This is a genomic window from Pseudomonas sp. Z1-12, assembly GCF_051132015.1.
Classification (GTDB): Bacteria; Pseudomonadota; Gammaproteobacteria; order Pseudomonadales; family Pseudomonadaceae; genus Aquipseudomonas; species Aquipseudomonas zanjanensis.
This window is the reverse complement of record NZ_CP071647.1, coordinates 3,396,295-3,409,698: the sequence shown is the minus strand read 5'-3', so window position 1 is coordinate 3,409,698 and position 13,404 is coordinate 3,396,295. Positions and strand designations below refer to the sequence as shown.

The 13,404-nt window shown below is 61.4% G+C and carries 12 protein-coding genes; 8 read left to right on the top strand and 4 right to left on the bottom strand.

Translation table 11 applies throughout. From position 1 onward, the window contains the following. Nucleotides 1-117: 117 nt before the first annotated feature. From J3P85_RS14405 to J3P85_RS14390, 4 genes are all read left to right on the top strand, one after another. On the top strand, nt 118-678 hold the full coding sequence (locus J3P85_RS14405) for a TRAP transporter small permease (RefSeq protein ID WP_434706291.1): 561 nt from the start codon (nt 118-120) through the stop codon (nt 676-678). Next, the gene (locus J3P85_RS14400) at nt 675-1,955 is read left to right on the top strand and encodes a TRAP transporter large permease subunit (RefSeq protein ID WP_186707422.1); all 1,281 of its coding nucleotides are present in this window, start codon (nt 675-677) and stop codon (nt 1,953-1,955) included. The genes J3P85_RS14405 and J3P85_RS14400 overlap by 4 nt, the downstream gene beginning before the upstream one ends. Nucleotides 1,956-2,006: 51 nt before the next feature. Continuing rightward, complete coding sequence (locus J3P85_RS14395) at nt 2,007-3,026, top strand: TRAP transporter substrate-binding protein (protein ID WP_434706290.1); 1,020 nt, start codon at nt 2,007-2,009, stop codon at nt 3,024-3,026. A 340-nt stretch (nt 3,027-3,366) separates the two neighbouring features. Further along, a complete protein-coding gene (locus tag J3P85_RS14390; RefSeq protein ID WP_434706289.1) occupies nt 3,367-4,299 on the top strand; it encodes an IS110 family transposase in 933 nt (310 codons plus the stop codon). Nucleotides 4,300-4,701: 402 nt separating this feature from the next. On the opposite strand, the gene J3P85_RS14385 is transcribed toward J3P85_RS14390, so the two are convergent. Both J3P85_RS14385 and J3P85_RS14380 read right to left on the bottom strand, forming a co-directional pair. Then, complete coding sequence (locus tag J3P85_RS14385) at nt 4,702-5,493, bottom strand: transporter substrate-binding domain-containing protein (protein ID WP_434706288.1); 792 nt, start codon at nt 5,491-5,493, stop codon at nt 4,702-4,704. Between the two features lie 67 nt (nt 5,494-5,560). Further along, nucleotides 5,561-6,187: a TetR family transcriptional regulator gene (locus J3P85_RS14380; RefSeq protein ID WP_434706287.1), complete on the bottom strand. Its 627-nt coding sequence runs from the start codon at nt 6,185-6,187 to the stop codon at nt 5,561-5,563. A gap of 141 nt (nt 6,188-6,328) precedes the next feature. Between J3P85_RS14380 and J3P85_RS14375 the strand changes: the two genes are divergently transcribed. Together J3P85_RS14375 and J3P85_RS14370 are read left to right on the top strand one after the other, a co-directional pair. Further along, nucleotides 6,329-7,555, top strand: coding sequence for an arabinose transporter (locus tag J3P85_RS14375; protein WP_434706286.1), 1,227 nt, complete (start codon nt 6,329-6,331; stop codon nt 7,553-7,555). Nucleotides 7,556-7,601: 46 nt separating this feature from the next. Next, a complete protein-coding gene (locus J3P85_RS14370; protein ID WP_434706285.1) occupies nt 7,602-8,471 on the top strand; it encodes an SDR family oxidoreductase in 870 nt (289 codons plus the stop codon). A gap of 122 nt (nt 8,472-8,593) precedes the next feature. On the opposite strand, the gene J3P85_RS14365 is transcribed toward J3P85_RS14370, so the two are convergent. Both J3P85_RS14365 and J3P85_RS14360 read right to left on the bottom strand, forming a co-directional pair. Then, a complete protein-coding gene (locus J3P85_RS14365) occupies nt 8,594-9,226 on the bottom strand; it encodes a response regulator (RefSeq protein ID WP_207965115.1) in 633 nt (210 codons plus the stop codon). Between the two features lie 26 nt (nt 9,227-9,252). After that, on the bottom strand, nt 9,253-10,614 hold the full coding sequence (locus tag J3P85_RS14360; RefSeq protein WP_411384579.1) for a cache domain-containing protein: 1,362 nt from the start codon (nt 10,612-10,614) through the stop codon (nt 9,253-9,255). A gap of 314 nt (nt 10,615-10,928) precedes the next feature. On the opposite strand from J3P85_RS14360, the gene J3P85_RS14355 reads away from it, so the two are divergent. Both J3P85_RS14355 and J3P85_RS14350 read left to right on the top strand, forming a co-directional pair. Then, nucleotides 10,929-12,989 (top strand): carbon starvation CstA family protein, encoded by a 2,061-nt coding sequence (locus J3P85_RS14355; RefSeq protein WP_045156376.1) that lies wholly within the window; start codon nt 10,929-10,931, stop codon nt 12,987-12,989. A 15-nt stretch (nt 12,990-13,004) separates the two neighbouring features. Continuing rightward, nucleotides 13,005-13,202, top strand: coding sequence for a YbdD/YjiX family protein (locus tag J3P85_RS14350; RefSeq protein WP_003182142.1), 198 nt, complete (start codon nt 13,005-13,007; stop codon nt 13,200-13,202). Nucleotides 13,203-13,404: the final 202 nt, after the last annotated feature.

The following is a 13,404-nucleotide window of genomic DNA, read 5'->3' as shown; positions in this document are numbered from 1 at the left end:
CCATCTTTCAAGTGCACCGTCCAGCCTTCCAGGTTTGATTCGCTAGCGACCCACGTTGTTGCGGTCTTATCGCGCCAGCGGGATGTCGGCGCTCGACAAGCCTCGGAGTTCTTCAAGATGACAAAAGTCGTGGATCTGTATTTCAAGCTGCTGAAACTGCTGATCGTGGTGTGCATGGTCGCGATGATCGTGCTGGTGTTCGGCAATGTGGTGCTGCGCTATGCCTTCAACTCGGGCATCAGTGTGTCGGAGGAGCTGTCGCGCTGGTTCTTCGTCTGGATGATTTTTCTCGGTGCCCTGGTGGCGCTCAAGGACCGTGCCCACCTGGGCATGGACAGCCTGGTCAAGCGCTTGCCGGCGGCAGGCAAGCGTATCTGCCTGGTCATCAGTCACCTTTTGATGTTGTACATCTGCTGGCTGATTTTCAGTGGCAGTTGGCAACAGGCAGTGATCAACCTGAATGTCGCCGCCCCGGCGTCAGGCTTGTCCATGTCGCTGTTCTACGGTGCCGGCCTGGTGTTCGGCGCCAGTGCCGCAGCGATCCTGCTTTACGAGCTCTACCTGGCGCTGTTCGGCAAGCTGGGGGATGACGAGTGGGTGATGGTCAAGGACAACGACGCAGAGCTGATCACCCACAACGCCGCCACCCCTGACTCCATCAAGAGTACCCGCCCATGACACTGGTTATTTTTCTCGGGTCCCTGATCGGCAGCATGGCCCTGGGCATGCCCATCGCGTTTGCCTTGCTGGTGGTCAGCGTGGCGTTGATGGTTTACCTGGACCTGTTCGACGCGCAAATCATTGCCCAGAACCTGCTCAACGGCGCGGACAGTTTTCCGCTGATGGCCGTGCCGTTCTTCATGCTGGCCGGCGAAATCATGAACGTCGGCGGGCTGTCCAAACGCATCGTCAACATTGCCATGGCGCTGGTGGGGCACAAACGCGGCGGTCTGGGTTACGTGGCGATCATTGCCTCCTGCCTGCTGGCATCGCTGTCCGGTTCGGCCGTGGCCGATGCGGCGGCATTGGCGGCGTTGCTGGTGCCGATGATGGTGTTGGCCGGGCACAATCGGGCCCGCTCGGCGGGTTTGATTGCTGCCGGCGGCATTATCGCGCCGATCATCCCGCCGAGCATTGGCTTCATTGTCTTTGGCGTGGCGTCCGGGGTGTCGATTTCCAAGTTGTTCCTGGCCGGCATCGTGCCGGGGATCATGCTCGGCGTGGCGCTCGCCATTGCTTGGTGGTTCGTCTCCCGCAGCGAGAATGTCGAGACGCCACCCAAGCAATCCCGCGCCGAGGTCCTGCGGGCCTTGGTGGAGGGCAGCTGGGCCATGGGCTTGCCGATCATCATTATTTTCGGCCTCAAATTCGGCATTTTTACCCCGACGGAAGCGGCAGTGGTGGCGGCGGTCTATTCGCTATTCGTCTCCCTGGTGATCTACCGGGAAATGAAAGTCAGCCAGTTGTACGGGGTAATCCTGTCCTCGGCCAAGACCACCTCGGTGGTAATGTTGCTGGTCGCCGCCGCCATGGTTTCTTCCTGGCTGGTGACCATTGCCGACTTGCCGGGCCAATTGGCGGCGGTGCTTGAGCCGTTCATGGATAGCCCGACCCTGCTGTTGGTGGTGATCATGCTGATGATCATCCTGGTTGGTACGGTCATGGACATGACGCCAAGCATCCTCATCCTCACACCGGTGCTTATGCCGGCGATCACCCAGGCGGGCATCGACCCGGTCTACTTTGGCGTGTTGTTCCTGATCAACACGGCCATTGGCCTGATTACCCCACCTGTGGGCACTGTGCTCAATGTGGTGAGCGGTGTTTCCAAGCTCAATATCGAAGAAATCGTTCGTGGTGTGTGGCCGTTCCTGCTTGCGCAACTTGCGGTGCTGTTCCTGCTGGTCCTGTTCCCGCAATTGGTCCTGGGGCCGTTGAAATTCTTCACCGGCTGACACCGGTGTTGGCTAGCTCGACCTTAAAAACAATAACGATCGGAGAGTGACATGGGAAAACTGATGAAAACCCTGCTGGCCGGGGCGTGCGCGACGGGCTTGCTGTTGGGCAGCGTGGCCAGCCATGCGGATGAGATTCGCGAACGTACCCTGCGATTCGCCTTCCAGAACGTCAAGGAACACCCCCAGAGCCAGGGCGCGCAGAAGTTCGCCGACCTGCTCAGCGAGAAGAGCGGTGGCAAGATCAAGGTCCGCCTGTTCCCCGGCGGTACGCTGGGCGGTGACGTGCAAACGGTGTCGGCGTTGCAGGGCGGCACCCTGGACATCACCGTGCTCAACTCCGGCATCCTGGCCGCCCAGGCCCCGGATTACGCCATGCTCGATTTCCCGTTCCTGTTCAACAACGTCGAGGAAGCCCATGCGGTCATCGATGGGCCGGTCGGGCAGAAACTGGCGGCGCAACTGGACAGTAAAGGGCTGGTAGGGCTGGGTTATTGGGACCTGGGTTTTCGTAACCTGACCAACAGCAAGCACCCGGTGACCAAGCTGGAAGATATGCAAGGCTTGAAACTGCGTGTGATCCAGTCGCCAATCTACCTGGAAACCTTTACCGCCCTGGGCGCCAACCCGGTGCCGATGGCGTTCCCCGAGGTCTACACCGGCCTTGAGCAGCACACCATCGACGGCCAGGAAAACCCTTTCACGGTGATTGAAGGCAACAAGTTCTACGAGGTGCAGAAGTATCTTTCCGTCACCGGGCACATCTTCAATCCGCAGTCGTTGATCATCAGCCAGAAAACCTGGAACCGCCTCAACGACGACGAAAAGGCAATGATTCGCGCGGCAGCGGCCGAGGCGCAGACATTCCAGCGTGAAGTCACGGCGGCGAGCATGGACAAGGCCAAGGCGACATTGGCCGCTGCGATGACCGTCAATGAAATCAGCCCAGCCGAGAAAGATCGCATGCGTGAGCGCGTACAGCCGGTGATCGACAAGTTCGCCAAATCCCTGGATGGCGACCTGGTGAAGGCGATGTACGACGAAATCGCCAAGGTGCGGGCGGCGCAATGAGGTGAATGGGCCTGACACCAGCGTCAGGCCTGAACAGATCTAACCCTGTGGGAGCGAGCTTGCTCGCGAATGCGTCGGGACATCCAGCATCACTGCAAGCTGGCCCACCGCTTTCGCGAGCAAGCCCGCTTGTGTCTTGCACCGCGATTAGACTGAGGGTGAGAGCGGTGGGTGGCAAGCTGAACGCCCGAAGTGCTTAAAGCACGTGTGGGAGCCCATGCTGCCACTCACCTCTCCACTCTGGTCATTGAGCCCGAACAGTTGAACGAGCCCACCTCGAACAGTTACAAGCGTGGGCCAAGCCAGAGCGCTCTCACCTTGAGTGTAAGAGGGTTTGGCTATGTTTTCCTATCCAGCAGGTATTGATGTTTCAAAAGACAGTCTTCAGGTGCAGGTTGATCTGTTAGATGTCGGGGTGAGTTGCTCTAACGCCGAGGGTGATTTTCCTGGATTAATTAGTTGGCTGCTGCTCCATCAGGTCGGTCGCGTGTTGCTGGAAGCCACAGGCGGTTACGAACGAAACGTCATGAAAGCGCTTCAGGCAGCAGGGTTTGAGGTCATTCGGATCAACCCGTGCCGAGCCAAAAGCTTTGCCAAGGCAATGGGACAACAAGCTAAAACCGACCCGATAGATGCGCGCCTCCTGGCGCAATTTGCAGCGGTTATCAAATCTGCTAACAGCCGGATCACAAGTGTCGAACAGGACGACTTGCGCGCACTGGTCCAGCAACGGGAAAACTTTGTTCAGCAGAGAGATGACGACAAGCGCAGGCTTAAGACAGCGTCGTCTGAGGCAGTCAAACCCGCGTTGCAGAGTCATATCGACTATCTGTGTGAAGCCGTTAAGTTGATAGAAAAATTGATCCGTCAAAGCGCTGAAAACCTGGACCGTGAAAAAGTTACTCATCTGCGTTCGGTTAAGGGGATCGGTCTGGTTACGGCGGCCAGTGTAATGGCCTATCTTCCTGAGCTCGGCGAGGTTGGCCGGCATCAGATCGCTGCATTGGCAGGCATTGCCCCCTACAACGACGATAGCGGCACGCACAAAGGCAAACGCTACATCAGCGGAGGTAGGTTCGCCGCTAGGCGCGCTTTGTACATGGCCTGCTGGTCAGTGATCAGGTATCAGCCTGACTTCAATGCCCGGTATAAGGCGCTTCGCGAGAAAGGTAAATGCGCCAAGGTTGCGCTCATCGCATGCATGCGTGTCTTGCTGGTACGTCTAAACGCAATGATCCGGGATGGTTCTGAGTGGAAGGGCCTAGTCGCCTAAAATGCTATCACGGAGATCCCCTCGGATTTTGCATGGCCTGGAGCTGTGGGAGTCTTGCTGTCCCTGGAAACGATGGCTGAATAAATCATCCAAGACAGTTGCTCCCACAGTTGTTTTGGGGTGGACTCAGGATTTGCATACGCCCTAGATCCCGGTGGGAGCGAGCTTGCTCGCGATAGCGGAGTGTCAGCCAAGATCAATGTGGCTGACCTGACGCCATCGCGAGCAAGCTCGGCTCCCACAGTTGTTTTGGGTGGACTCAGGATTCGCATACGCCGCCGATTTCCTGTGGGAGCGAGCTTGCTCGCGATAGCGGAGAGTCAGTCAAGATCAATGTGGCTAACCTGACGCCATCGCGAGCAAGCTCGCTCCCACAGGGGTTTTGTAGTGTTCTAGCGACGGTTACTGGGCGGCCGGAACGGCCAGCCACTGGCCAATCACTTTCTGGTAGCTGCCATTGGCCTTGCTCAGGTGCAGCCACTGGTCGACGTACATTTTCCAGGTGTTGTCATCCCGCGGCAGCAGGTAGGCCTTCTCGCCATATTGCAGGTAGCGAGTCGGGTTGACGGCGCACAGGCCGGGCTTGAGTTTTTGCTGGTAGAGCGCTTCGGACGCGTCGGTGATCATCACGTCGGCCTTCTTGTCCAGCAGTTGCTGGAAGATGGTCACGTTGTCGTGGAAGCTGAGCTGGCCGTTGGGCAGGAACGCCCGGACGAAGGCTTCGTTGGTGCCACCCGCCGGCTCGACAAGACGCACCGACGGCTGGTTCATCTGCTCGATGGTCTGGTAACGCTCCTTGTCTTCGCAACGCACCAGGGGGATCTTGCCATCCACGTCCAGGGTGCTACTGAAATAGGCCTTTTTCTGGCGCTCCAGCGTCACCGAAATCCCGCCCATACCGATGTCGCATTGGCCTGCAACCATATCCGGCATCAGGGTTTTCCAGGTGGTCTGCACCCATTGCACCTTGACGCCGAGGCTGGCGGCCAGTGAGCGCGCCATGTCGATGTCGATGCCTTCGTATTCGCCGGCTTGGGTTTTAAAGGTGTAGGGCTTGTAGTCCCCGGTGGTGCACACCTTCAGTTCGCCGCGCTGCTGGACCTGGTCCAGAAGCGAGGGAGCCGGCTCGGCCAGGGCGCTGCAGGAGAGCGCCAGCAGGCCACAGAACGTCATCGAGCTTGTTATGGTTTTCATAGGGATTGGACGTCTCGTAGCGGAGGGAAACAAGATCGGGGAGTGTAGTAAAAGTGCCGGCAGGCTGTCACTGCAGGCTTTCCAGATAGGCGCAGAACATATCGGCCATGGCGTCGCTATACACGGCAACCTCCACGGGAGAGCGGGGCGCTGATGAGAAACGCTTGCCCACGGCACTCAGCGTGGTGATCGCCAGGTCACCTGCCAGGGCACGGGTTTGTGCCGGGGCGTCTGGCAAGGCTTGCAGCATGAAAGCGTCCACCGACTGTTGCACCGACATCCGCGCGGCCTGGTGCTCGGGGGCGTCGCGGTAGAGCGGTGCGGCGTCGTTGAGGGCGACGCGTATCTGGGCCTCGTCGCATTCGGACTGGATGAACGCCCGCACCAGGGTGCGCAGCCGCTCGAAGGGCGGCTTGCGGTCGTCTTCGAGAATCTCGCGCAGCATGTCGCTGGTTTGCCGCCATTCATCACTTTGCAGACGGAACAGGATCGCCGCTTTGTTCGGAAAGTACTGATACACCGAGCCGACGCTGACGCCCGCTCGCTCGGCAACACGGGCCACCGTGAAACGTGCCGCACCCTGGGTCGCCAAAACCTGAACAGCCGCCTCCAGAACGGCGGCGACGAGCTCGGTGGAGCGTGCCTGTTTCGGCTGTTTGCGCGAGGAAATCTGCGGGCTTGGGCGTTCGGACATGCGGACGTGAACCTCGACAGGGAATGCGAATAGGAAATGCGACGGGTTATTCGTATCTTGAATGCGACGAATTGATCGCATTCTAGTGGGATCCACAGGCCGCGTTCAACGTCACATCGCATCCTTTCCGTGGGTAGGGTTATGACTCAAGAAAACATTCATCTCGGTGCCTCTGCGGTGCCTCAGGCATCCCTCGGTGCCAATCCGGTGTTCAAGCTGTTGCCGCTCACGCTGACGGTGTTCATCGGTTTTCTGACCCTGGGCATGCAATTGCCGGTCTTGCCCCTTCATCTGCATGACACCCTGGGCATGGGCACGCTGGTGATTGGCCTGGTGGTCGGCGCGCAGTTCGCGGCGGCGCTGTTGTCACGGGCCTGGGCTGGCAACTTCGCCGACATGCGCGGTGGCAAGCGCGCGGTCATGGTCGGCCTGGTGACGGCGGCGGTTTCCGGGTTGGTCTATCTGCTTTCCCTGGCGTTCGTTGCCACGCCTGTGACCTCGGTCTGGCTGCTGTTGGGCGGACGTGTGCTGCTGGCATTTGGGGAAAGTCTCATTGTCACCGGTGCGCTGGGGTGGGGCATGGGCCTGGTGGGCGCGCAGCATGCCGGCAAGGTCATGGCCTGGAATGGCATCGCCATGTACGGCGCCTATGCCCTGGGCGCTCCGCTCGGCGTGGCGCTGAATGGCGATTGGGGGTTCACGGGCATTGCCGTCGCCACGGTGTTCGTCCCGCTGCTGGCGCTGCTGATTGTTTCGGGTGTGCGGGCGGTCGCCCCTACAGCGACCCGGCGGGCACCGTTCTACAAGGTGATGGGGGCCGTGTGGGTGCCAGGCATGGGGTTGGCGTTTTGCAGCGTTGGTTTTGGGGTCATCACGGCCTTCATCGCGCTGTTGTTCGCGGCCAGGGCTTGGGGCGATGCCTCCCTGGCGTTCACCGCCTTCGGCCTGGCCTTCATCGGTGCGCGCCTGCTCTTTGGCCACCTGCCCGACAAGATCGGCGGAGCCCGTGTCGCCCTGGTTTGCGTGGTGATCGAAGCCGTTGGGCTGTTGTTGATCTGGGGGGCAGACACGGCGGCAATCGCCTACTTGGGGGCGGCGTTCACCGGCTTCGGCTATTCCCTGGCTTTCCCGGGCTTCGGGGTGGAGGCGGTGAAGCGTGCGCCGCCGCAGAACCGCAGTCTCGCCATGGGCGCCTATGTCGCTTTCCTCGACATCTCCCTGGGGCTGAGCAGTCCGCTGGCCGGGGCGTTGGCGGGTACCTGGGGCATCGGCGCGGTTTACCTCGGCGGGGCCGTGGCGGTGATGCTGGCCGTTGTCGTGGCGCTGGTGCTGTTGCTGCCGGGGACCCAAGGCCGGCAGCCGGTTTGAGTCCGTCAGTGGTGTTCCTCGACAGGTTTTAACAGGAGTTTGAAACATGCATGTATTCGTTACCGGTGCCACGGGCTGGGTGGGGTCTGCCGTGGTCCAGGAATTGAGGGGGGCCGGCTATCGGGTCACAGGCCTGGCCCGTTCCGAGCACAAGGTCGCTGCGCTGGCTGCGACCGGCGCGAAGGTGGTCCGCGGCACGTTGGAAGACCTCGACGTCCTGCACCAGGCCGCCTCGGCGGTGGATGCGGTGATTCACACCGCGTTCAATCATGACTTCTCGCGGTTTGCCGAGAACGCTGAGCAGGACCGCCATGTCATCGAAGTATTGGGCAGCGCGCTGCAAGGGTCTGAGCGGCCTTTGCTGGTGACGTCCGGCCTGCTGGGCTTGACCCGAGGCGCGAGCGAACTGGAGGTGCCCAGCCCGGCTTCGCCGCGCAAATCCGAAACGGCGGCCCGGGCGCTGGTGGAACGCGGTGTGCGGTGCGCGACCGTACGCCTGGCACCTTCGGTCCATGGCCTCGGCGACTACGGATTCGTGCCTCTCCTGATTCGCCTGGCCCGGGAGACGGGCGTCTCGGCCTATCTCGGAGACGGCGGCCACTGTTGGTCGGGCGTGCACCGGCTGGACGCCGCACGGGTTTATCGGCTTGCGCTGGAGCAGGGCGTGACGCAGTCGGTCTACCACGCCGTCGCCGACGAGGCCGTGCCGTTCAAGGCCATTGCCCAGGCGATCGGTCGTGGCCTGGGGTTGCCGGTCGAATCCCGGGAGCGCGAGCATTTCGGCTGGTTTGCCCACATGGCGGCGGCGAACATGGCGGTGTCCAGCGAATACACCCGTGCCTTGCTGGGATGGACGCCAAGTGGCCCGAGCCTGTTGAATGATCTTGAGTTGCCGGGCTATTACCACGCCGATTGAAATGAATAACCTGTGGCGAGGGAGCTTGCTCCCGCTGGGTTGCGCAGCGACCCCAATATTTTACGGTCGCTGCGCAACCGAGCGGGAGCAAGCTCCCTCGCCACAAGGGCTGTGCGGGGCCTCTAGCGGGAAATGATCCCGTGGTCGATCGCGTATTTCACCAGGGCCGCGGGCTTGTCGATGTTCAGCTTGCGGCGGATGCTCAGGCGATGGGTTTCGACGGTGCGTACGCTGATGTCCAGTTCGCGAGCCATTTCCTTGTTGTTCAGGCCCTGGACCATTTTCGCCAGCACTTGGCTCTCCCGTGGCGTCAGCTCGTTGTCGCTGTGCGGGTCGGTGGCGAGCCGCTGGGCGATCTCGGCACTGTAGAAGGTGCCGCCGCTGATGATGGCCTCGATGGCCGCGATGATTTCCCGCGATGGCGCGTTCTTGAGCACGTAGCCGCTGGCGCCGGCGCGTACGGATTCGCTCACGTACTCATGATTGTCATACATGCTCAGGATCAGGATCTTAAGGCTGGGGTATTGCTTGCCCAGTAATCGGGTCAGCTCAAGGCCGTTCTTGTCCTTGAGGCCGATGTCCATCAGCAGCAGGTCCGGTTGGCAGCGACCGACCATTTCGATCGCCTGTGCGCCGTTCTCGGCTTCGCCGACCACGTCCAGTTGCGGCATCACCGAGAGCAGGGCCCTGATGCCGTCGCGGACCAAGGAATGGTCGTCGACCAGCGCGACGCGAATCACGGGAGGCAGGGTCATCGGCAAGTGCTCTTTGGAGTGGGGCATCAGCTTTGCGTGACCGAGAGGTTCATGGGCAGCAGGATATCCAGTTCGCTGCGGCCTGGCACCGACGTCACTTCCAGGCGTCCGCCGAAATGCTCGACCCGTTCGCGGATGTTACGCAGGCCGATTCCGGCATGGCCGCGTTCCACTTGCGGGACGTTGAACCCCATCCCGTCATCGACCACCGTCAGGCGCAGGGACTGGCTGGAGCCGAACAGGCTGATGCCGACGCTTTTCGCCCCGGCATGGCGCTCGATATTGGTCAGGGCCTCCTGGGCAATGCGAAACAGCGAGACGGGGGCGCCATTTTCCAAGCGGCAATCGAATTCGTTGCTGCGGTAGGACACTTCCAGCCCGCTGCGCTGCTGGAATTCGCTGGCGAGCTGGCCGATGGCGGCGGGCAGGCCCAAGGTGTCGAGCAGGGAGGAGCGCAAGTCATGGGAGATGCTACGGATCTCGCCGATGGCGTCGCCCAGCCGGTCGGTGGCGGTCTTCAGGATGCCCAGGCCGTTTTCCTGACCGTTCTCCAACACATGGCTGGCCAGTTCGAACTGGAACTTGATCGACACCAGCAATTGGCTGATGCCGTCATGCAGCTCGCGAGAAACCCGTGAGCGTTCTTCTTCCTGCAGGCTGACGATGCGCTGGTTCAGCCGCTGCAGCTTCTTGTCCGCCAGGCGATGTTCGCTGACGTTCAGGGTCATGCCTCCGGCGAATACCAGCAGGACCGCTACCAATGCGATGGCCGCGATGGCTTGCATGGTGGTGTGGATGCCATGGGCGACTTCGTCACGGGCTTGTTGGGTGGCGCGTTCGACATCCTCCAGGTAGATCCCCGTGCCAAGCGTCCAGCCCCATTTGTCGAGCCTCACGACGTAGGCCAACTTGTCGGTCACCTGGCCGGAGGAGGGCTTGTTCCAGGCGTAGCGCTGGAAACCATCGCCTGACTCGGCGCTCCTGATCAGCGCCTGGATCACCGGCAAGCCCTTGGGGTCCTTCATGTCCCAAAGGTACTGCCCGACCAATTCCGACTGGCGGGCATGCATGAGGCTGCGACCCTGGCGGTCATACACGAAAAAGTAACCGTTGATGCCGAAGCTGAGCTTGCGCAGTTCTTCCAGGACCTGCTGTTGCGCGCGCGCGTCTCCCTGGCCGTCGTCATACAGCGGGGCGATCAGGCTCTGCGCCATCTCGACATAGTTTTTCAGCTCGGCGCGCTTGCTCGCCAGGATGCTGTCTTCGATCAGTTGCGCCTGTTGATCGCCCAATTGGCGGTTGAGCGAGATCACCAGGGCGCAGATGACCGCGATGGCCAAGACCAGCGGCAAGATCCCGAGGGCGACGATTTTGTGTTTGAGCAGCATCTGTACTCCTGTCCGGGCTCGGCGGGGAGGCGAATGGCGGCATCATATGCCAAACCAGCCTGCCCGGCACAAACCTGTGGAGCGAGCTGGTGTGGGAGCGAGCTTGCTCGCGATAGCGGTGTGTCAGTCAATTAAGCGTTGGCTGAAGACCCGCTATCGCGAGCGAGCTCACTCCCATAGGGAATTGGGGTTCTACGTAGTACTACGGATTTATTTATTGACCCGTTGCAGGGATATTAGGCCGGCTCCGAATAGCCGGGGCACACTATAAAAACAATCGCCGCAATCCACTGGATATCGGCAGGAGACACGCAATGACAACCCGTCTGGTTAAACACCTCGCCTGGTTTGCCGTGGCTGTTCTGGGAGCCTGTGCGTTGAGTGTCGTGGCCTTGCGCCGCGGCGAACCCATCAACGCCCTCTGGATCGTCGTCGCAGCCGTGGCCATCTACCTGGTCGCCTACCGCTACTACAGCCTCTTCATCGCCAACAACGTGATGCAACTCGATGCGCGCCGGGCCACCCCCGCCGTGCTCAACAACGATGGCCTGGACTACGTCCCGACCAACAAACACATCCTTTTCGGCCACCACTTCGCGGCCATTGCCGGCGCGGGGCCGTTGGTCGGGCCGGTGCTGGCGGCGCAGATGGGCTACCTGCCCGGCACGCTCTGGCTGATCGCCGGCGTGGTGCTGGCCGGTGCGGTGCAGGACTTCATGGTCCTGTTCCTGTCCACCCGCCGCAACGGTCGCTCCCTGGGCGACATGGTGCGCGAGGAAATGGGCCGCATCCCCGGCACCATCGCGCTGTTCGGCTGCTTCCTGATCATGATCATCATCCTCGCGGTGCTGGCGCTGATCGTGGTCAAGGCCCTGGCCGAGAGCCCGTGGGGCATTTTCACGGTGATGGCGACCATCCCGATCGCGATGTTCATGGGCATCTACATGCGCTACATCCGCCCGGGCCGCATTGGCGAGATCTCGATCATCGGCGTGCTGTTGCTGCTGGGTTCGATCTGGCTGGGTGGGCAGATCGCCGCCGACCCGGTCTGGGCCAAGGCCTTTACCTTCACCGGGATCCAGATCACCTGGATGCTGATCGGCTATGGTTTTGTCGCGGCGGTGCTGCCGGTGTGGCTGATCCTGGCGCCACGGGACTACCTGTCCACGTTCCTCAAGATCGGCACCATCGTCGCCCTGGCGATCGGCATCCTGGTCACCATGCCCGAGCTGAAAATGCCGGCACTGACCCAGTTCACCGACGGCACCGGGCCGGTGTGGAAGGGCGGTCTGTTCCCGTTCCTGTTCATCACCATCGCCTGCGGCGCGGTCTCGGGCTTCCACGCGCTGATCTCCTCGGGCACCACGCCTAAGCTGCTGGATAACGAAACCAACGCCCGCTACATCGGTTACGGCGGCATGCTGATGGAGTCCTTCGTGGCGATCATGGCCATGGTAGCCGCTTCGGTGATCGAGCCGGGCGTGTACTTCGCCATGAACAGCCCGGCGGCGATCGTCGGTACTGATGTGGTGGCCGTGGCCCAGACCGTCAGCAGTTGGGGTTTCGCAATCACCCCCGACGCGCTGCAAGCGGTGGCCAAGGACATCGGCGAGACCACCATCCTGGCCCGTGCCGGCGGTGCGCCGACCCTGGCGGTCGGGATCGCGCAGATCCTCCACTCGGTGCTGCCGGGTGAGAACACCATGGCGTTCTGGTACCACTTCGCGATCCTGTTCGAAGCGCTGTTCATCCTCACCGCGGTGGACGCCGGCACCCGTGCCGGGCGGTTCATGCTGCAGGACCTGCTTGGCTCGTTCGTGCCGGCCCTCAAGCGCACCGAATCCTGGACCGCCAACCTGATCGCCACCGCCGGCTGCGTGGCGCTGTGGGGTTACTTGCTGTACCAGGGCGTGATCGATCCGCTGGGCGGCATCAATACCTTGTGGCCGCTGTTCGGCATTTCCAACCAGATGCTGGCCGGGATCGCCCTGATGCTCGCCACCGTGGTGCTGATCAAGATGAAGCGCCAGCGCTATGTCTGGGTCACGCTGCTGCCGGCGAGCTGGCTGCTGATCTGCACCACCACCGCGGGCCTGATCAAGCTGTTCGACGCCAACCCGGCGATCGGCTTCCTGGCCCTGGCGCGCAAATACAACGATGCCCTGGCCGCCGGCCAGATCCTGGCCCCGGCCAAGAGCATCGAGCAGATGCAGCACGTGGTGTTCAACGCCTACACCAACGCAACGCTGACGGTGTTGTTCCTGTTCGTGGTCTTCAGCATCCTGTTCTACGCGCTCAAGGTCGGCATCGCCGCCTGGGGCACGAAAGAACGCACGGACAAGGAAGCGCCATTCCAGGCCCTGCCGGACGCTTGATAGAGGATTGCAACGATGTTCAATGACTTGAGTCGCCTGGGTAAATACCTCGGTCAGGCCGCGCGCCTGATGGTCGGCATGCCCGACTACGACAACTACGTCGAGCACATGCAAACCAAGCACCCGGACAAGCCGATGATGGACTACGAGGCGTTCTTCCGGGAACGCCAGGAGGCCCGTTACGGCGGCAAGGGTGGGCCCAAGTGCTGTTGATCCGCTGATTGCCAGTGGATGATGCAACCCTGTGGGAGCGAGCTTGCTCGCGAAGGCGTCAGGTCAGTCGCCGTTGATGTGGCTGACACACCGCTATCGCGAGCAAGCTCGCTCCCACAGTTGTTTTTGGGGTGGTCCCAGGATTTGCATACACCACCGATCCCTTGTGGGGTGTTCTCAGGATTTGCTTACACCACAGATC